General features: G+C 58.7%; 15 protein-coding genes. 6 read left to right on the forward strand and 9 right to left on the reverse strand.

The genetic code is table 11. From position 1 onward, the window contains the following. The first annotated feature begins 87 nt into the window (after positions 1-87). Entirely contained in the window at positions 88-4755 is a 4668-nt protein-coding gene (locus tag MHH62_RS06195; protein WP_339233027.1) for an RNase A-like domain-containing protein, read from the forward strand. Next, positions 4752-5054 (forward strand): contact-dependent growth inhibition system immunity protein, encoded by a 303-nt coding sequence (locus MHH62_RS06200; protein ID WP_019817509.1) that lies wholly within the window; start codon positions 4752-4754, stop codon positions 5052-5054. The genes MHH62_RS06195 and MHH62_RS06200 overlap by 4 nt, the downstream gene beginning before the upstream one ends. Positions 5055-5130: 76 nt before the next feature. Here MHH62_RS06200 and hemB read toward each other — a convergent pair whose 3' ends face one another. The 3 genes from hemB to MHH62_RS06215 all read right to left on the reverse strand — a co-directional run bounded on the left by hemB (position 5131) and on the right by MHH62_RS06215 (position 7766). Beyond that, positions 5131-6105, reverse strand: coding sequence for a porphobilinogen synthase (gene hemB / locus MHH62_RS06205; protein WP_019817510.1), 975 nt, complete (start codon positions 6103-6105; stop codon positions 5131-5133). 116 nt (positions 6106-6221) lie between these two features. Continuing rightward, positions 6222-7064 carry a PhzF family phenazine biosynthesis protein gene (locus MHH62_RS06210; protein ID WP_038449690.1) on the reverse strand — a complete coding sequence of 281 codons (843 nt, stop codon included), beginning with the start codon at positions 7062-7064 and terminating at the stop codon, positions 6222-6224. A 3-nt stretch (positions 7065-7067) separates the two neighbouring features. Then, complete coding sequence (locus MHH62_RS06215) at positions 7068-7766, reverse strand: glutathione S-transferase N-terminal domain-containing protein (protein ID WP_019817512.1); 699 nt, start codon at positions 7764-7766, stop codon at positions 7068-7070. Between the two features lie 251 nt (positions 7767-8017). Here MHH62_RS06215 and MHH62_RS06220 point away from each other — a divergent pair, with 251 nt between their 5' ends. Together MHH62_RS06220 and MHH62_RS06225 are read left to right on the forward strand one after the other, a co-directional pair. Further along, positions 8018-8719 carry a histidine phosphatase family protein gene (locus MHH62_RS06220; RefSeq protein ID WP_102667030.1) on the forward strand — a complete coding sequence of 234 codons (702 nt, stop codon included), beginning with the start codon at positions 8018-8020 and terminating at the stop codon, positions 8717-8719. 58 nt (positions 8720-8777) lie between these two features. Continuing rightward, positions 8778-9833: a permease gene (locus MHH62_RS06225; protein ID WP_019817514.1), complete on the forward strand. Its 1056-nt coding sequence runs from the start codon at positions 8778-8780 to the stop codon at positions 9831-9833. A gap of 109 nt (positions 9834-9942) precedes the next feature. Here MHH62_RS06225 and mnmH read toward each other — a convergent pair whose 3' ends face one another. The 4 genes from mnmH to MHH62_RS06245 all read right to left on the reverse strand — a co-directional run bounded on the left by mnmH (position 9943) and on the right by MHH62_RS06245 (position 13206). After that, positions 9943-11046, reverse strand: coding sequence for a tRNA 2-selenouridine(34) synthase MnmH (gene mnmH / locus MHH62_RS06230; protein WP_019817515.1), 1104 nt, complete (start codon positions 11044-11046; stop codon positions 9943-9945). Further along, positions 11046-12080 (reverse strand): selenide, water dikinase SelD, encoded by a 1035-nt coding sequence (gene selD, locus MHH62_RS06235; protein WP_020302053.1) that lies wholly within the window; start codon positions 12078-12080, stop codon positions 11046-11048. The genes mnmH and selD overlap by 1 nt, the downstream gene beginning before the upstream one ends. A gap of 93 nt (positions 12081-12173) precedes the next feature. After that, positions 12174-12923: a TerC family protein gene (locus tag MHH62_RS06240; RefSeq protein WP_014717958.1), complete on the reverse strand. Its 750-nt coding sequence runs from the start codon at positions 12921-12923 to the stop codon at positions 12174-12176. A 31-nt stretch (positions 12924-12954) separates the two neighbouring features. Then, a complete protein-coding gene (locus MHH62_RS06245) occupies positions 12955-13206 on the reverse strand; it encodes a hypothetical protein (RefSeq protein ID WP_014717957.1) in 252 nt (83 codons plus the stop codon). A 134-nt stretch (positions 13207-13340) separates the two neighbouring features. Between MHH62_RS06245 and nhaR the strand changes: the two genes are divergently transcribed. Further along, on the forward strand, positions 13341-14243 hold the full coding sequence (gene nhaR / locus MHH62_RS06250; protein ID WP_014717956.1) for a transcriptional activator NhaR: 903 nt from the start codon (positions 13341-13343) through the stop codon (positions 14241-14243). Positions 14244-14247: 4 nt separating this feature from the next. On the opposite strand, the gene MHH62_RS06255 is transcribed toward nhaR, so the two are convergent. Beyond that, complete coding sequence (locus tag MHH62_RS06255) at positions 14248-15402, reverse strand: MFS transporter (RefSeq protein WP_020302054.1); 1155 nt, start codon at positions 15400-15402, stop codon at positions 14248-14250. 241 nt (positions 15403-15643) lie between these two features. Here MHH62_RS06255 and sstT point away from each other — a divergent pair, with 241 nt between their 5' ends. Beyond that, on the forward strand, positions 15644-16864 hold the full coding sequence (gene sstT / locus MHH62_RS06260; protein WP_014717954.1) for a serine/threonine transporter SstT: 1221 nt from the start codon (positions 15644-15646) through the stop codon (positions 16862-16864). 71 nt (positions 16865-16935) lie between these two features. On the opposite strand, the gene MHH62_RS06265 is transcribed toward sstT, so the two are convergent. Further along, complete coding sequence (locus tag MHH62_RS06265; protein ID WP_032903696.1) at positions 16936-20196, reverse strand: hypothetical protein; 3261 nt, start codon at positions 20194-20196, stop codon at positions 16936-16938. Positions 20197-20361 lie beyond the last annotated feature (165 nt).

Below are 20361 nucleotides of genomic sequence, written 5' to 3' on the forward strand. Positions count from 1 at the left end.
GGGAGTGCAGATGGTTTTTTTCGTGACGCGTGCGGTTGACGGGGCCGACAGTTGAACCCGGCCATTGGCAGGCTGGCGCTGACGCCAATGAACGTGGAAGTGGTCGACGTTGAAGGCGTCTTCCGTGACTTTCGCGATTGCTTGAACACCTTTGACGAGTGGGCCAAAAGCTTTTGGAGCTTCTCGGCACTGGAAGTCGAACAGGTGTTCAAGGTCGGCGATGACGTCGCACTGGTTGCACCGATCAATCGTTCCCTGTTCCCCAGCAGTACCGTCGCCACGTGCCAGGCCACAGGTACCTTGACCCTGGTGCATATGTTCCAGAGCACCAGGTTCGTGCCCATCGGCAACACGCCAGTGGTGGTGCAACGCGTTGATCCACACGGCGACCCGCTGGGCGAGCCCCTCCATAAGACCATCGGCCCCAGTGGCATCCTCGAAGTCACCGAGTGTGATCGCAACCAGCAATACCGGGTGAGTTTCTACCCCAACGTTTCCCAGGATCACGTCCAGGCGCTGTATGCGTCCTACCAGTCGGTGATCGCTGCACTGGAAACCCGGCTGCGCAAAGAGTGGACCGACACCTTCCAAGCCCAGTGGAAAAACTACACAGACGCCCGCCCGCTGGAACGGCGCCGCCTGCTGGAAGCGGCTTTTGCCAGTGGGTTGGGCAAGGCGCTTTACAGCCTGTGGGACAACATTGGCGAGCTGTCTGCGCTGCTGGCAGACCTCAAACCCAATAGCGAAAAGCTGCTGCACTACCTTTCGCAAGCTGAGCTCGATGAACTGCTGACCCTGGGCAGTGACTCGATCGCCCAGGGCTTGTTGGTGCTCAGTGATGAGCCGCTGCTGTTTATCTACCTGTCGGCGCTGGTCAGCTGGATGCGCATGCTCCCGCCTACGGAGATGGCTGAACTGTGGGGTGAGATTACCGGTGAGGTGCTGATCAATCTGCTGCTGATTCGCGTGTTGGGTGCGATGGGCGTGATGGTGCGATTGGGGGCTCGTGTGCTCAGTCACGTCAAATCCGGGCGGGCGCGGGCGTTGTTGGAATTGCTGGCCAAGCAAGTAGTGGGGCCTCGGCTGGAAACCCATGTGGAGGCCGCCAAGCCGGTGTTGCTGAGCAGTGCGGCGACGCCGATTAAGACGGTGCCGGCTGTGCCGTTGAAGGCGGGCGACACGCTGGTTTCGAACCCGGTGCCGATGGTGCGCGACAAGACCCAGCGCACGACGTTGGTCCGTCAGGAGCCTGTCGATGATGTGCCAACTGTGGCGTCGAATCCGAAGGGCGATGCGGCGGCGCCTGCGGATAAAACAGTCACTCACGGCTGCCCGGTGTCGATGGTCACCGGCGAGGAATTGCTCACCCTCACCGACGGCGCGCTGGACGGGATTTTGCCGTTTGAGTGGACACGGCTGTATCGCACTAGCGCGGTGGAGGTCGATTGTGGGCTGGGGTTGGGTTGGAGCCATGCGCTGGCTCATCGGCTGGTGGTGTCGGGCGATTCGGTGGTGTGGACCGATCATGAGAACCGCCATACGCAGTTTCCATTGCCCAGCGACTCTCGGCCCGCAATCACCAATAGCCTGGCGGAAGCGGCGATCTATTTGGGTTCGGCGCCTGACGAGTTGGTGCTGGCCCAAGCGTCACGGTTCTATCACTTTCGCGACGGTGTACTGACTGCGATCAGCGATGCGTATGACAACCGTCTACGCATTTGCCGTGATCGTTCCGGGCGGATTGAGCGGCTGGATAACGGCGCGGGTCGCTCGTTGCTGTTGCGTTATGAGCTGGATCGCATCGTTGCGGTGGACTACCAAGTACATCGTGCCAAAGGGCGAGAGCCCTACGTGTGGGAGACCGAGCAGAACCTTGTTTCCTACGCCTATGACGAAGACGGACGACTGGTTTGCGCGACCAATGCTGTCGGGGAAAGCGAGCGTTATCGATATGACGATCAGCACGTCATTCTTGAGCGGCAGTTGGCCGGTGGGGCGAGTTTCTTTTGGGCGTGGGAACGCGCTGGCAAGGCGGCACGTTGCGTCAGGCATTGGGCGAGTTTTTCGCAGATGGACACGCGTTACGCCTGGGGCGATGACGGGCGCGTCACCGTGCATAACGCCGATGGTAGCCAGGAAGTCTATGTCCATGACGACCGGGCGCGCTTGGTGCAGCGCATCGATCCGGATGGCGCTCAGCATTACAAATCCTACGATGCCAAGGGCCGGCTGACCGTCGAGCAAGACCCGATGGGCGCGGTGACGGCCTATCAATATGACGACGCCGGACGCATGGTGGCGCTGTTTCCGGGGGATGATGAGCCGACTTCCTACGAACATGACAACGGTTTTGTTCGGGTTGTCAGGCGTGGGGAGGCGGTCTGGAAATATGAGCGCAATGTTCAGGGCGATGTCATCCGCAAGATTGACCCGGATGGCAATTCGACTGACTACAGCTATGACAAACATGGGCAATTAGTTGGGGTTTGGTATCCCGACAGCAGTTGCCATCGGCTGGTGTGGAACGAACGCGGGCAACTGCTTGAGGAGCAATTGCCCAATGGTGGGATCAAGCGTTATCGCTATGACGATCTGGGGCGGCAAGTTGCCTGTGAGGATGAGCATGGTGCGCTGACGCAATATCACTGGGACTGCGTCGGCAGGTTGATTCGTCTTGTATTGCCAGGCGGTGGTTGTAGGGAATTCAGCTACAACCCCTACGGCAAAATCATCGCCGAACGCGACGAACTGGGCCACGTCACCCGCTATGAATACGCCGACGGCCTGCACCTGATCAGCCGCCGTCTCAACGCCGACGGCACCCAAGTCAAGTACCGCTACGACAACGCCCGGCTGCTGCTCACCGAGATCGAAAACGAAGCCGGCGAAACCTACCAACTCGACTACCACCTCAATGGCCTGATCCGCCAGGAAACCGGCTTCGACGGCCAGCGCACCGCCTACGCCTACGACCTCAACGGCAACCTGCTGGAGAAGACCGAATACGGCGACGATAACAGTCAGCTAATCACCCGTTATCAGCGCGACCACGCCGGGCGCCTCGTCCGAAAAACCCTGCCCGATGCCAGCGTTGTCGACTATGCCTACGACCGTCAGGGCAACCTCCTCAGCGTCGAGGACGGCCACTGGGCGTTGGCCTACGAATACGACCGCCAAAACCGCCTCACCGCCGAACACCAGGGCTGGGGCACCCTGCGCTACGGCTACGACGCTTGCGGCCAGCTGAAAAACCTGTGCCTGCCAGACAACAACCGCGTCACCTTCAACCACGACAAAGGCGGCCACCTCGCCACAGTCGAACTCAACGGTGAAGTACTCACCTCACATCTGTTCAAGAGCGGCCGCGAACATCAGCGCCAGCAAGGCCAACTGCTCAGCCACTACCACTACGATGACCAACACCGCCTGCACGCCCACGCGGTGACCCAACAGCAAAACCACCTCTACCAACGCCAATACGACTACGACAAAGCCGGCAACCTCACCCGCCTGCTCGACACCCGCAAAGGCGAACACCTTTACCGCTACGACCCGCTTAATCGCCTGACCCGCGCCGACCACTCCCATGACGTACAGGAACGCTTCGGCCACAACCCGGCGGGCAACCTGCTCATGCAAGACCGCCCCGGCCCCGACATCGTCGCCGCGAATCGTCTGATGATCCAGGGCGACCGTCATTACGACTACGACGCCTTCGGCAACCTCATCCGCGAACGACGCGGCAAGGGCCAGCAACTTGTCACTGAGTACCGCTACGACTGCCAGCATCGGTTAGTCGGGGTTACAACGCCCAACGGCCAAACCGCCAGCTATCGCTATGACCCATTTGGACGCCGCATCAGCAAAACCGTGGACGACAAAACCACCGAGTTTTTCTGGCAAGGCGACAAGCTGATTGCCGAACACCATGCAGAGCGCCATCGCAGCTACCTCTACGAACCCGGCAGCTTCCGCCCATTGGCACTGTTGGACGGTTTCGGCCCAAAAGAAACCAAGCCCTACCACTACCAACTCGACCACCTCGGCACCCCGCAGGAACTGACCAGCCCCGAAGGCGAAATCGTCTGGTCCGCCCACTACCGCGCCTACGGCCAGATCGCCCGGCTCGACGTGGGCAAAGTCGACAATCCACTGCGGTTTCAAGGCCAGTATTTCGATGCAGAAAGCGGCCTGCACTACAACCGCCATCGCTACTACAATCCGGATATTGGTCGTTACCTGACGCCAGATCCAATGAAGCTGGCGGGGGGGATCAATGGGTACCGGTATGTGCCCAATCCGACAGGTTGGGTAGACCCGCTGGGACTGAGCTGTAAAAAAACAAGCTGCCCTGAAGGGCCGTATAGCGTAATCGTTCCAGGAGGAGGTTTAGCCGCACATGAGGCGGCAGGAGGACATCTAATGCAAAAGCATGTCGGTAGAACTGATCAACAGCTGCTTGACCGCTTGAGACAGGAACCACATATCCCGGCAGCCTCTACGTTTCATGATCGCGCAACAGCTGAACTCGCCGTTTCAAAGGTATTGGATAACAATCAAGACAAAATCAAAGACTTCCTAGAAGGAAACAACCAGCAGATAGTCATCACTCAACTATCCCCAGAGCCAATCGGCACAAGTTTCAAAAAGAACACTACGACACCTGTACCCGGAAAAGAAATTTACTTAATTATTCGCAGAGACCAAAAAATGCATACTGGATATCGAATTCACACAGGGTTTCCAAACCCATGAATAAAGACTACCCCGAGCTGCAGCAATTTCTTGCTGGATACTTCAATCAAGATTGGGTTGATGATCATAAAAGCGCAAACGACGTAATTGATTTTTTTATTTCGGAGTCGCCTGAAGATACGATAAAAATAGTGCTATCAGAGCTAGAAAAACTAATATCAGCCAAAAAAACAGAGCAAGATCTTCAAGACTTTTTACTCTCTGATATCGGCTGTTATTACTATTACCCTAATGAATGGAGTGATGGGCAAAGGTGGTTAAACCATGTTGCCTTAACATTAAAAAACGCCATTAAATAATTTCCTGGCCGAGATACGGGGCTGCTAGGCAGCCCCGCGCGAGCAAGCTCGCTCGCCACAGGTGTACTAGGTTCCTTTAGATCCCCGCCACCGCCAAATCCATCGCAAAATACGTAAATATCAAATCCGCCCCCGCCCGCTTGATCGACCCCAACGTCTCGCGCACCACTCGATCCTCATCAATCGCCCCGGCCTGTGCGCCGAACTTGATCATCGCGTACTCACCGCTCACCTGGTACGCCGCCACCGGCAGGCGCGAGGCTTCGCGGATGTCGCGGATGATGTCGAGGTAGGCACCGGCAGGCTTGACCATCAGCGCATCAGCGCCTTCCTGTTCGTCCAGCAGCGATTCGCGCACGGCTTCACGGCGGTTCATCGGGTTCATCTGGTAGCTTTTGCGGTCGCCCTTGAGCGCGCTGCCGCCGGCTTCTCGGAAGGGGCCGTAGAGGGCCGAGGCGAATTTGGTGGAGTAGGCCATGATCGGGATGTGGGTGAAGCCGGCGTCATCCAGCGCGCGGCGGATGGCCTGGACCTGGCCGTCCATCGCCGCTGACGGGGCGATCACGTCGGCGCCGGCGCGGGCGGCGGCCACGGCTTGTTTGCCGAGGTTGACCAGGGTCGCGTCGTTGTCGACATGGGCACCGTGCATCACGCCGCAGTGGCCGTGGTCGGTGTATTCGCAGAAGCAGGTGTCGGACATCACGATCATTTCCGGCACGGCGTCCTTGATGATCGAGGACATGCGCGAAACCAGGCCGCGTTCTTTCCACGTGTCGCTGCCGCTGGCGTCGAGGTGGTGGGACACACCGAAGGTCATCACCGACTTGATGCCGGCGCGAGCGTAACGCTCGATCTCACCGGCGAGTTTTTTCTCAGGAATGCGCAACACACCCGGCATGCTGGTGATGGGCACGAAGTCGTCGATTTCTTCTTCGACGAAAATCGGCAGTACCAAGTCGTTGAGGGTGAATTCGCTTTCCTGGAACAGGCCACGCAATTCCGGGGAGCGGCGCAGGCGACGTGGACGGGCTTGGGGGAACTGGCTGGTCATGGCAATCCTGAAAAATGGCTGAACACTTTGGGGCGAAAGCTTATGCCCCCAAGTCCCGGCAACACAAATGCCGAGGGGCCAATAGTGTATTGCCGGGGGCGTAACAATTCATTGATCTAAAGCTGTAGACGCCCTTCGATGCACAACGCTACGGCGCCGCCCACCCAGATTTCATCGCCCTGGCGCTCGATATGAATACGCCCCGCTCGCCCAATCGCCGTGCCTTGGCTGACCACGTAACGGCTGGGCGCCAGGCCCTCGGCGAGCAGCCATTGGGCCACGCCGGCATTCAAGCTGCCGGTGGCCGGGTCTTCGGCGGCGCCATCGCCAGCGACAAAAGCGCGCACTTCAAAGTGCGCGTCCACCGCATCACGCGTCGGATCACAGGGGGCGATCACCCCTACGGCCAGACCCAGCAGTTGCGCATAGTCCGGTTGCAACGCAAGCACCGCGTCACGATCAGCCAGCATCACCGCCAGCCAACCCGCACCATTGTCGACCCACTGGCTGCGCACAATCGCCTCGGGCGCCAGCTTCAAAGCCAGGCGCACGCGCTCCAGCAACGGCGCCTCCACGGGCCCTGCACGCAACAATGGCGGCGCGATAAACGCCAGTTGGTCACCCTGGCGACGAATACGCACCAAGCCGATTTCGCACTCCTGGATAATCTCCTCCCCACGTGGCACGCCGCCAGCCTGCAACCAGGCGTGGCAACTGCCCAAGGTCGGATGCCCGGCGAACGGCAGCTCTTTGAGGGTGGTGAAGATTCTTACCCGATAGTCAGCACGTGGGTCGCGCGGCGTCAGTAAAAACGTGGTTTCGCTGAGGTTGGTCCAATTGGCAAAGTCCGCCATCTGCTGGTCGGTGAAGCTATCGGCCCCCAGCACCACGGCCAAGGGGTTGCCTTTGAGCGGCACGCTGCTGAATACGTCCAGTTGTTGAAAATCGAAAGTCGGCATGCATCAGCTCGGAATGTTCAGGCCACGGATCACCGCAGGACGTGCGACAAAGCCGTCCAGCGCGCGCAGTACGTTAGGGAAATCGGTGATGCCTACCAGGTCACCGGACTCGTAGAACCCGATCAGGTTGCGAACCCACGGAAAGGTCGCAATGTCGGCGATGCTGTACTCGTCGCCCATGATCCAGGTGCGGCCCAACAGGCGCTTTTCGAGCACGCCCAGCAAGCGCCGCGATTCGGCGGCGTAGCGATCACGCGGGCGCTTGTCCTCATAAGCCTTGCCGGCGAATTTGTTGAAGAACCCCAGTTGGCCAAACATCGGGCCAATGCCGCCCATCTGGAACATCAACCATTGCAGGGTTTCATAGCGGGTGGCCGGGTCTTCGGAAAGCAACTGGCTGGTCTTTTCCGCCAGGTAAACGAGGATCGCGCCGGATTCGAACAGTGCCAGCGGCTGCCCGCTCGGGCCGTTGGGGTCGATAATCGCAGGGATCTTGTTGTTGGGGTTCAGGGACAGGAACTCGGGAGACAATTGGTCCTGGGTGTCGAAGCTGACCTTGTGCGCCTCGTAAGGCAGGCCCAGTTCTTCGAGCATGATCGACACCTTGACGCCGTTGGGCGTGGGTAGCGAATACAGCTGCAGGCGTTCTGGGTGCTGGGCGGGCCATTTGCTATTGATCGGGAAAGCGGCGAGTGCGTTCATCGAGAACCCCCTGGTCGGAAAGCCCCATCATAGTCATCTGCCTGCCGCCGTGCATGGGTCATCGTTGCGCAACATTTGCCGGCTAGTATCCCGCGTGGGCGAACCAAAGCGCCCGAATGCACTCTTAAAGAGCGCCCGAACAATGAATGGAGGCTGCTTGCTATATCGACAGGGAACACCGCAGGACGCTGATGCGTCACTGGGGCCGGGCTTGTCCGCCTTAACCCGACGCACGAAGACTCGAACCTATCATGACGATCAAGCCTCTGCGCCTTGTGCCACGACTCAAACGTTATTCCTACATGGTATTGCCGCTGCTGCTGGTCAGCGCTGCTATCGTCACCGCCCTGGACGCCCGTGAAAGCCGTGCGCAACCGGTCGATGGCGTGCAAACCCTGGTATTCCTGCGCCATGGTGAAAAACCCGCCGGTGGCCTGGGCCAACTCAATTGCCAGGGCCTGAACCGCGCCATGAACCTGGCGACACTGTTGCCGGAAAAGTTCGGCAAAGCCAACTATGTGTTCGCTGCCAACCCGACGCGCAACGTCGAGGAAGGCGAACTGGATAACTCCTACAGCTACATTCGCCCACTGATCACCATCAGCCCCAGCGCGATCAAGCTCGGCCTGCCGGTGAATATCGAGTTCTCAGCGAATGACACCAGTGCCCTGGCCGAAGAACTGGTCGAGGACAAGTACCGCAACGCGACCATCTACACGGCCTGGTCCCACGGTTACTTGCCGGAACTGATCAACAAAGTCGCCAGCGAAGCCGCTGGCGAAAAACACACCATTACCGATGATTGGTCTGGCAATGACTACGACTCCCTGTACGTGCTGACATTGACCTGGCACAACGGCAAGGCTTCGCTGCTCAGCCGCAACTACAAGCAAGGGCTGAATAACGGCGGGGAAAACTGCCCGGACCCGACCCAGGTCAGCGCAGATATCTGAAGCTTGGGCCGCAGGGGCGTATGATGCCGGGCTATCGACTCACCTGCGGATCCTCTCCATGTCCAACCTCGCTTCCACCCAGCCCAACCGCGGCTGGGCATTCTGGTGCAAACCTGCGCTGTTTCTCCTGGTGGCCTGCATCGGCCTCTACTATGTGAAGTGGTCGCCCTACTACCTCAAGGCGTTTGTAGCGGCCGACAACCACAGCATTGGCGCCTCGATTCTCAATGACCAGCAAAGCTCGCCCCTGGCGGCGGCGCTGGCCTATGCCCAGGTGTATTTCCTGGCCATCTGGAAAGCCGCCGTACTGGCAGTGATCCTCGGTTCATTGCTGCAGGTATTGATCCCTCGCGACTGGCTGCTGCGCCTGTTTGGCCGCGCCGGGCTGGGCTCGACCCTGCGCGGTGGGCTGTTCGCCCTGCCGGGGATGATGTGCAGCTGCTGCGCGGCCCCGGTGGCGGCGGGCATGCGCCGCCAGCAAGTGTCGGTCGGCGCGGCGCTGGCGTTCTGGATTGCCAACCCGGTATTGAACCCGGCCACACTGGTATTCATGGGCTTTGTGCTGGGCTGGGGTTTCACCGCGCTGCGGCTGGTGGCGGGGATTGTGCTGGTGGTGGGCGTGTCCCTGGTGGCACAGCGCATTGCGCGCCCGGACCACGTGCCGGAAGCAGCACTTGAAGCCGTTGCCGACGTCAGCACAGTGGAGTCGCAACCGTTCTTGAGCCGCTGGTTACGCACGCTGTGGCAGCTGTTCTGGAGCACTATCCCGGTGTATATCCTGGCGGTGCTGATCCTCGGCGCGGCACGGGTTTGGTTGTTTCCCCATGTGGACGGAGCGATGGCCGACAGCCTGGTGTGGCTGGTGCCGCTGGCGATTGTGGGCACGCTGTTTGTGATTCCGACAGCGGCAGAGATTCCCATCGTACAAACCATGATGGCCCTGGGCATGGGCACCGGCCCGGCCGTGGCCTTGCTGATGACCCTGCCGAGCGTGAGCCTGCCGTCGCTGTTGATGCTGCGCAAGGATTTCGATGCGCGGGTGCTGGTGACGGTGGCCGGCTTGACCATGCTGGTGGGGGTGGTGTGTGGGTTGATTGGAGCGGTAATTCTTTAGATTTTCAGTGGGGCCGATGGCCTCATCGCAGGCAAGCCAGCTCCCACCTTTGTATGTATTCACACTTCAAAAGGTGGGAGCTGGCTTGCCTGCGATGGCGTCCCAAAGGTCACCCCACCCGGGCCGCCCGCTCGCGCAAATACTCCACCACTGCACCCTGCTCCCCGGCAAACTCGATACGCGCGCCCTTGCTTTCGCGCTGGAACGCATACATCGGGTCGTAATACTCACGCAGCAAACCTTCAATCCATACCCGATGCAGCTCCACTGCACCGCTGCGTGCCTGTTCGGCCAGGGCATCCTGCAACACCGCCTGCAACCGCTGGAAACGCTCGCCGCCCAGTCGCTTGTGAATATTGGCCAGGCTTTGGGTCAGGCGCTCGGCAAATAATCGCTGGCCGGTTTCCCCAAAAACCTCAATGAACTCGGCGCACAGGTCCACCACGTAATCCTTCAGGATGCGCTCGACACGGCCCTCGACGCTGTCTTCCAGCCACACCATCGGAAACGTCTGCATGCCCTTGTGCAATGGCAGCGGCAGCGCACAGCTGCCGATCATGCGGCTCTCGTCCTCGACCACGAACTGGTCAATGCCCGTCGCGCGCTTCTTCAACAGGTCCACCGCCAGGCGGTTCTCGAAGTCGATATTGGACGGTTGCGCCGTAGCACGCTTGCCGAAGCTGGAACCGCGATGGTTGGCGTGCCCTTCCAAATCCAGCGCATTGCGCAGTTGGCCGAGCACTTCGGTCTTGCCGGTGCCGGTCATGCCGCCCAGCAGTACGAAATCACACTGGGCAGTCGCCTGCTCCAGGGTCTCCAGCAGGAAGGTGCGCATGGCCTTGTAGCCACCGCCCACGCGGGGATATTCGATGCCCGCTTCGGTTTTCAACCATTGCTGCACGATCTGCGAACGCAGGCCGCCCCGAAAGCAGTAAAGGTAGCCATTGGGGTTAGCCTGGGCAAACTGCGCCCACTGTTCGATACGCTCGGCCTTGATCGCCCCGGACACCAACTCATGCCCCAGCACGATCGCCGCTTGCTGGCCTTGCTGCTTGTAACAGGTGCCGACCCGCTGGCGCTCGTCGTCGGTCATCAGCGGCAGGTTGATCACCCCGGGGAACGCGCCCTTGGTGAATTCGACCGGCGCGCGGGTATCCATCATCGGGCGGTCGTTGAGGAAAATGTCGCGGTAATCGGTGATGTCCGTCGCCATCAAATCACCTCAACCGCGTTGGTCTGTCGCTCCAGCAGTTCACCGATAGGCTCAAGGGCCAGGCCCAGCTCGGCGGCGACGGCGTGGAACTCGGCATCACCCTCCGGGGTAACGGCGATCAGCAGGCCGCCGCTGGTCTGGGGGTCGCACAGCACGCGCTTGTGCAGTTCCTGCACACGCCCCAGCTTGCTGGCGTAGCTTTCAAAGTTGCGCAAGGTGCCACCCGGCACACAGCCCTGGTCCAGGTAATACTCCACCCCTGGCAGGCGCGGAACCTTTGCATAATCGATGCGGGCCGTCAGGCCACTGCCGTCGGCCATTTCCACCAGGTGGCCGAGCAGGCCGAAACCGGTGACATCGGTCATGGCCGTCACGCCGGCCAACTTGCCGAAACGGCTGCCCGGCTTGTTGAGAGTGCACATCCAGTCACGCGCCAGGCCGATATCCGCCTCGCGCAGCTTGCCCTTCTTCTCGGCGGTGGTGAGGATGCCGATGCCCAGGGGCTTGGTCAGGTACAGGCGGCAACCGGCGGTGGCCGTGTCGTTACGCTTCATATGGCGCTTTTGCACAATGCCGGTCACGGCCAGACCGAAGATCGGCTCCGGCGCGTCGATGGAATGCCCGCCCGCAAGCGGGATGCCCGCCGCGTCGCACACCGCCCGACCGCCACGAATCACTTCGCGGGCAATCTCCGGCGCCAGCACGTTGACCGGCCAGCCGAGAATGGCGATGGCCATCAAGGGATCGCCGCCCATGGCGTAGATATCGCTGATGGCATTGGTGGCGGCAATGCGGCCGAAGTCGAACGGGTCGTCGACAATCGGCATGAAAAAGTCCGTGGTGGACACCACGCCGCGCTCGTCGTCGATGGCGTATACCGCCGCATCGTCGCGGGAGGCATTGCCCACCCACAGGTTGGGGTCGAGGTTCTGTGCACCGCTGCCCGCAAGGATCACTTCCAGCACCTGGGGCGAAATCTTGCAACCGCAACCCGCACCGTGGCTGTACTGGGTAAGGCGAATCGGCTCGTTCATGGGGGACCTCAAGCTAACAAATGGGCCGATTCTAGCAGACAGCAAAAGGCCGGCTGGGCTCTTGTGAGCACAGCCGGCCTGTTTGTTCAGCGATTACTGGCGTGCAGCGAGCAAACGTGCGTGCCGGTTACGCCGGGCGATGTTCAAGCATTCGATCGCAGCCGAGAACGCCATGGCCGCATACACGTAGCCTTTTGGTACGTGGGCGCCGAAGCCTTCGGCGATCAGCGTCATGCCGATCATGATCAAGAAGCCCAGGGCCAGCATCACCACGGTCGGGTTGTCGTTGATGAACTTGGCCAACGGCTCAGCGGCCACCAGCATCACGATCACCGAGACCACCACGGCAATGATCATGATCGGCAAGTGCTCGGTCATGCCCACGGCGGTGATGATGCTGTCGATGGAGAACACCAGGTCGAGCATCAGGATCTGGCCGATGGCGGCGGCAAAACCGATGGTCACGGTGTTGCTGACAGTTGCCTTCTCTTCAGGCTCCGGGTCCATGCTGTGATGGATCTCGGTGGTTGCCTTCCACACCAGGAACAGGCCGCCGGCGATCAGGATCATGTCCTTCCACGAGAACGCCTGGCCGAACACTTCGAACACCGGTGTCGTCAATTGCACGATGAATGCGATGGTGCTCAGCAGGCCCAGGCGCAAGATCAACGCCATGCTGATACCAATGCGCCGCGCCTTGGCCCGGTGCTTCTCAGGTAGTTTGTTGGTGAGGATCGAGATAAAGATCAGGTTATCGATGCCCAGCACGATTTCCATGACGATCAAGGTAGCCAGTGCGACCCAGGCGGTGGGGCTGGCGGCCAGTTGTAGAAGGTAATCCATAGGTCAGTCCTGACGTGGTTGTGCTGGGGAATTAGGTTTCTTTGGTGTCGGATTCAGCAGCGTTTTCGGCGTCTTTTTCCTGCTTCTCAGGGCTGATCAAGCCCTGGGTTGCTTCACTCAATGCCTGTTCGGCGGCCTTGTGGGTGTCATCGATCGCCTGCTTGGCCGACTCGGTGGCTTTGCCCAGCACCTGTTGCGCGCTTTTCTCGACTTGATCACAGCCGCTGACCCCTATCAATGAAAGCGCAAGCAACGACGCCGCGCCCAGGGAATTGAGTTTCATGATGTATTCCTCGTTAGAACCATTGGGTCCAAGTAGTGGCCCCTCGATAGCGAGGCATTCTATGCAGGCGAACAGTTCAGGAAAATTCGTATTTTTCTCGCGTATACTTCGTTTTTTACGAAGTGTAGGCCGTGATGCTCAATTATCGACAACTGCATTACTTCTGGGTGGTGGCCAAGACCGGCAGCATCGTGCGCGCTTGTGAGCAATTGAACCTCACGCCGCAGACCATCAGCGGGCAGATCAGCCTGTTGGAGCAGACCTTCGGTATTGCCCTGTTTCAGCGGGTCGGGCGCCAGCTTGAACTGACCGAAGCCGGGCGCCAGGCGCTGCCCTACGCCGAGCAGATGTTCCAGACCGGCAACGAACTGGAGGCGATGCTGCGCGCCCAGCCCGACGAACAGCAGATCCCGTTCCGCGTTGGGGTGGCGGATGTGGTGCCCAAATCCATCGTGTACCGGTTGATCGCGCCGACCATGGAGTTGAGCGAACCGATCCGCATCACCTGCCGTGAAGACAAACTCGAACGTTTACTGGCCGACCTGGCGATCCAGCGCCTGGACCTGGTGATTTCCGACAGCCCCATGCCCACGCACTTGGACATCAAGGGCTACAGCCAGAAGCTGGGAGAATGCGGCATCAGTTTTTTCGCCACCCAGACGTTGGCTGACCAGCATGGGGGGGATTTCCCCCAGTGTTTGCAGGGCGCACCGCTGCTGATCCCGGGCGCTGAGACCGTGGTGCGCAGCCGTTTGCAGCGCTGGTTTGCCGAACAGCAGATTCAACCCCGCATCATCGGCGAGTTCGACGACAGCGCTTTGATGCAGGCCTTCGGGCAATCCGGCAGCGGAATTTTTATCGCGCCCAGCGTGATCGCCGACGAGGTGGTGCGCCAATACGGCGTAGCGCTGATCGGCCAGACCGATGCAGTGACCGAGTCGTTTTATGCAATCTCAGTGGAGCGCAAGGTCAAGCACCCCGGCATTGTGGCAATTACCGAGGGTGCCCGGCGGGAGTTGTTTACCGCCCTGCCCTGATCGCTCAGGCATTGAGCGCCGTGGGTTTGGCGGTCATCAGCCACAGTGCGAGCAGGATCGACACCAGGATAAACCCCGAAGCGGCAAACCCCAGGCTGCCCAGGCCCAGGGTGTCGATGACATGCCCGCCCACCATCGCGCCCAGGCCAATGCCGAGGTTGGCGCCGGCGATATTCAGCGACGCGGCAAACGCCGGTGCATGGGGCGCGGCCTTCATCAAGCGCACATGGCTGACCAGGAACATCGCCGCCTGGGTCACGCCCCACACCGCCATCGCCGCGGCCAGGCCGATGGTCGAGTGAATCGCCGGCACCACCGCCACCATGCCCGCGATCATGAACCCGCAAAACACCATGGACGCAATCAACGGATGACGATCCACGGCACGTCCGCCCAGGGAGTTACCGATCAGCCCGACCGCGCCAAAGCCCATCAGGCACCAGCCCACCAACGTGCCGTCGAACCCGGCCAGGCGCTCAAGGATATCTGCCAAGTAGGTATAGGCGGTGAACATGCCACTGAACACCAGGATCGACAGCAGGATATGCCCCTGCATCACGGGGCTGCGCAGGATCTTGAATTGCGAGCGCAAGCTGGCCTGCTGGTGCTTGGCCGGGGTAACCGGCAGGTAGACATACAGCAGCAATGCCTTGGCCAGGGCAATCACCGCGAGCACGGCGAACGCGGTGCGCCAGCCGAACATATCGGAAATCAGCGTGCCCACCGGAATACCAAATACGGTGGCGCAAACAATGCCAAAGCCGATTTTTTCAATCGCACGCCCGGCGAACTCAGGGCCGACAATGTCAACCGCCGTTTCGCTGGCCAGGGCCCAGAACACGGGCAAGCCCAGGGCCGGGATCAAACGGGCCAGGGCCATTACCCAAATATTCGGCGCCAGTGCCGCCACCGTATTGGCCGCTGCAAACATGATCAAGATGCTGATGAACAGACGCTTGCGTGGGAAGCGTGCGCAGTAGGCAGTGAGGAACGGGCCGAACGCGGCCACGGTGAACGCGAACAAGGTCACCAGCAGCCCGGCCTGGGACACACTGACGTTCAGGTCCCGAGCAATCGAGGGCAACAGGCCGACGATGACGAATTCTGTGGTCAGCACGGTAAAACCGGCGGCTGACAGCAGCAGGATAGGAAACAACATGAAAACTCCAGAAACAACGACATCAACGACAGCCCGAAGGGCCCGCTGACGGATAGGAAAGATGAGAGGGATGAAGCTTAACAGAACATGTGCGGATCTGACCAAGCCCGACTGAAACGGGTGACGGAATGCCGCAGCGAACGAGACGCGTCCTACAGCATGCTAGACTTCGCGCCTGCTTCCTACAGTGCTTTCTGCCTGCAATGCTGTGCCCTACTAAAAAAACTAGAGACAACTCTTTATGACTGCTGCCCCTTCCCTGTTGCAACGTTTAATGCGCGTCAGCCTGGTCACCCAAATTGTCATCGGCCTGATTGCCGGGATCGTGTTGGCCTTGCTGTTCCCCGAGGCCGCGCGCGCCACCGGTTTTATCGGCAAGGTATTTGTCACGGCGCTGAAGGCTGTCGCGCCGATCCTGGTGTTTGTGCTGGTCATGGCCTCGATTGCCAACCACAAGCACGGTCAGGAAACTCACATCCGCCCGATCCTGTTTCTGTACCTGCTCGGCACTTTTTCCGCCGCCGTGGTTGCAGTGGTCGCCAGTATGTTGTTCCCGTCTGCCTTGGTACTGGTCACCCATGACGCCACGGTAAGCGCCCCCGGCGGTATCGGCGAGGTGCTGCAAAGCCTGTTGCTCAGCGTGGTGGATAACCCGGTCAGTGCGCTGATGAACGCCAACTTCATCGGCATTCTGGCCTGGGCCATTGGCATGGGCATCGCCATTCGCCATGCCGGTGAAACCACCCGTACGGTATTGGACGACTTGTCCAACGGCGTCACCCTGATCGTACGCGTGGTGATCCGCTTCGCCCCGCTGGGCATCTTTGGCCTGGTGGCCTCCACCCTGGCCACCTCGGGTTTCGGTGCCCTGCTCGGCTATGCCCATCTGCTGGTGGTGCTGATCGGCTGCATGCTTTTCGTGGCGTTGGTGATCAACCCGGCCATCGTGTTCTGGAAACTGCGCCGCAACCCGTACCCGCTGGTGCTGATGTGCCTGCGTGAAAGCGGGATCACCGCCTTCTTCACGCGCAGCTCGGCAGCGAACATTCCGGTCAACCTGGCGTTGAGCAAACGCCTGGGCCTGCATGAAGACACCTACTCGGTGTCGATCCCCCTCGGTGCCACCATCAACATGGCCGGCGCCGCCATCACTATCACCGTGCTGACCCTGGCGGCTGTGCACACTCTTGGGATTACCGTGGACCTGCCAACCGCCGTGCTGCTCAGCGTGGTCGCGGCCATTTGCGCCTGTGGGGCTTCCGGCGTGGCGGGCGGCTCGCTGCTGCTGATCCCGCTGGCGTGCAGCCTGTTTGGTATTCCAAGTGAAATCGCCATGCAGGTTGTCGCCGTTGGTTTCATCATCGGCGTACTGCAGGATTCGGCCGAAACGGCACTCAACTCATCTACCGATGTGTTGTTTACTGCGGCGGCGTGCCTGGGTAAAGAAGATCAGACCGCCTGATTGAGCAAAAAAAGCCCGAGCCGTTCACTCCTGAACCGACTCGGGCGTTTTTCATGGCGGATGAATATCCATCAAGATGGCGAAGTGGCCGCAGTGAATCCCTGAAGGGGCATCCCGTATCGCTCGTTTGTTTGCGGATTGAATCGGTACCATTTACCGCTGACGGAATCTAGCTGAGCGATAATCTTTGTCGCGTCCTCGCCCGCAGAAGTGCCAACCATTACATTTTTCGGCTTGTGCTGAAAAACCCTATTAACACTAATGTTAGCCGCAACGCTTTTCCAGCCAAGGCTTAATTTGCCCACTACCGAAGAAAACGCTGTCAGGCCTCTAGTCCCGATGGCCGCCCCGCCTGCAAAGGGGTTGGCGGCGCTTATAAATGCCCGCCCCAGCCTGCCTGTAACACCTCCGCGCCCTAGCTGCCCACCTACCTTCGCGATCTTTGAAATTTTTCCGACGGCGCCTGCACCTGCGACAACAAAACCAAACACGTCAAATGCAAGGAATTTCAGCCCTTCACCAACCCTACCCTGCTGAAAACTGTGAAGCGCCGACGCTCCCGGTATCAGTGCACGGGTCACCGCCTGGATTTTTTCGAACTCAGTCACTTCAGTGTCGAACGTGGTGACACCTCTGGCCGCGTTGACCACCGTTTCACGTTCGTCGGCCCTGAAAAAATGGCGTGTGACTGCGTCTGCTATATGCTGCGTTCGCTGCGAACTGAAGGCTTGGGTAGGAGATGAAGTTTGAAGCTTTGATTCTCGCTCTTTACGTTCTGCCGAATCATTGGCATTAATTTCACTGATTTTGGTGTTGGATCGAACTCTGACCTTGGGTTTATTCGTAGCAACGGGGCTCCACTCGCCTTGCAGCCCTGTCTTGAGCCCCTCCGCTAAATCTGCGCGATGCTGCAGCCCGCCCGTCGCGGGATTGAATTCGTAAATCCGTTTCTTGCCTTTATGCAGCGTCTCAAGAAATACAGAGCTACTTTTAACTTCTTCAGTCTCCGAAACATCGTATTGAATCTTGTAACCTGCCGATGTAATGGTTTGGGTGACTTTTTCCTCCCCATAGATTTTCAACGCGCCGTGCTGCAGTGCCTCCTGATCCTCCTGAGGCAGCAAAGACATCTGATGTTTAACATTCACGCTCATGGCGTCTTTAAATCCGTCGAAATACTCCAAGACATGTGATTCGAACGCTTCGTTTAAAGATCCCATCTCGTGAACGTCAGCCGCTATTTTTTCAATCGGAACAGCGGGATCATTGGAAAACCATCTGACATGTTGCTGCGGGGCGGAATAGATATCCAATATCGAATAGGGGCCTTTTAAGTCGCGGTGTTTCTCGGTGGGATAGATTGTTTTTTTCTCGAAGTCTATTTTCCCATAGGTTTCCTCGGGAAAACGGGCCCTCAATATACTGAGCCCTAACTCCGAGCGACTATGTAATATCGTGCGTTGCGCTTCTGAAGCCGTTGTCAATAACTCGAAGCGCTCGTTGGCGAGGACGCCGGCACGTTCAATTTCTTCATCCGTATAATTGTTATCCTCCCGTTTTTCGATGGCCCCATCCGCCACTGCCCAATGAATCAACCCCTCTCGCGCCGCCAACGCTTCCACTTGTATCCCGGCATCGTCTATGGGCCTCAAGTCGTCTTTGAGCAACTGCTCATATGTTTTAGTCGCCGCCACACCTGGAGAGCGCATTTCAGCTTTGGCAACGATCGATTTCAAACTGACCCAACCCGGTGAGCCGTAAGTCACATGATCCGGGACATCTTTGACCAGTAATTCCGGAGCGTGGTGCGACAACGGCAGATAGGCCGCAACAGGAGCGTTACCGCCGTATGACTTGCTCAGATGATCAGTGAGCCCCTTCAGAACAAATGACAGCGGTTTTCCCCAGTTCTCGCGCGCCGACAGATCAAACCCGGCCACCTTGTTCTTTTCGCCCGGTTTCCATAACGCATCCTGATTGAGGCCTATCTGGAGAGCCGAAAGTACCCAGTCCTCAACACTGCCGACCCCCTCGAACTTATCGCGCAAGGCTTCGCCCAAGGACTGCGCAGCCGGGCTTTGCAAAAGCCTCAAGATCGCTTGTCGGGGATCTTTCAATTCTGCTTCGGACCATTGGATGGTTTGTGTCAGATACCCGAACGCGTTTTGGCTCAATTTCAACTGGTCGAATTCGGGTAGCCCCATCGCGTTATAGGAAACAGCATCGTAGATCGCCTGCTGTTGCGTCGTATCGAGCGGCGTTGGCCACGCTAGTCCGCCGCCCAAATCCTGACGCCGTTGTGGGTACTGGAGCTCTGCTAAACTGAGGCCAATTTGTCGCATTTCTTCTGTATTAACCGGATGTTTCCAGCCATTGGCCGTCATGAACTGCAAGAGGTTCACTTGTCGTCCGGCCATTGGTTGGTTATCCAAGTGGAAACCAGATTCAGGGCCAATCGTGAACAGTTGCGATTGCAGGTAGGATAGAAATCCGGCTTCACGATCATAGGGAGGCTGGAAGCCAGGGCGAAAAGAGAGGTTACTCTGATGCAAGCGCTCTTGTTGATCCAGATACTTGCCTACCTTAGCATTAGCTTCGACCAGGGCATCTTGGAAGGCTTGCAGATCGCGTCTATCGGCAAGTTGTTGTTTTTGTAACATCAGGGTTTCTTCAGAACGCGCTTGACCAACGCCCGACGTCGCAAATGCGTTGTTTTTTTGCAACGCTTGAGCTCGTGCTCGATCCTCGGTTGAATCGTTATGTATCGTCTCTCCATAAAACTGGGCGATCAACTTGAGCGGTACACTTTCGGCGCGCACCGCCGAGTAGCTTATCCCGTCGGGAGCATAGGCTTTCAATGCGGCCAGAATTGGCCCTGCGTATAACGCCCAGCGAGGGTGGTCTTTTAAAGTAAATCGGGCAATTGCTCCATTTTTTTCTTTAACGCTCAGCGTCCCGTCTGGGGCGATCTCCATGGTGGTCGGGTCCAAACCCTGCCTCTTCAGCACATAAGCAAGATACGGGTCTTCAAATGTATTACGCAACTGTGTACGCCATTGGCCGAGAGACGACGCGTCTGGAATATTCGGAATAATAGTGTGCTCATCACGGGCTCGACTCTCCAGGGCTTCTGCATAACGGGCGGCCAATTCACTGTCGGCTTGAGCACGGTCAGAAGTTGATAGAACCGCTTCGTTACCGGGAGCCTCTCGACGGGTCCGGCTCGTCGCAAACGAACGTGAAGACGAATCCTGGCTGACGGAGGTATTGCGTGTATCTTCGAAATAAGCGTTATGGGTTGTCGACGTTAACGCAGAGGAGGAAAGCTGCATTTAGTTTGTGGTCTCCAGGTTCTTCGGTTGAAAGTTTAATAGGCACTCCTGAGTGAGATTTACTGAATATTGGTTGCATCAAGATATGTAACAAAGCATTGGTGAAAAGAATATCCTGCAAAAAAAAACCGAGGCCGTTCATTTCAGAACAAGCCCCGGTTTTTT

Origin of the sequence: Pseudomonas sp. FSL L8-0168 (assembly GCF_037976155.1) — a bacterium.
GTDB lineage: Bacteria > Pseudomonadota > Gammaproteobacteria > Pseudomonadales > Pseudomonadaceae > Aquipseudomonas > Aquipseudomonas paracarnis.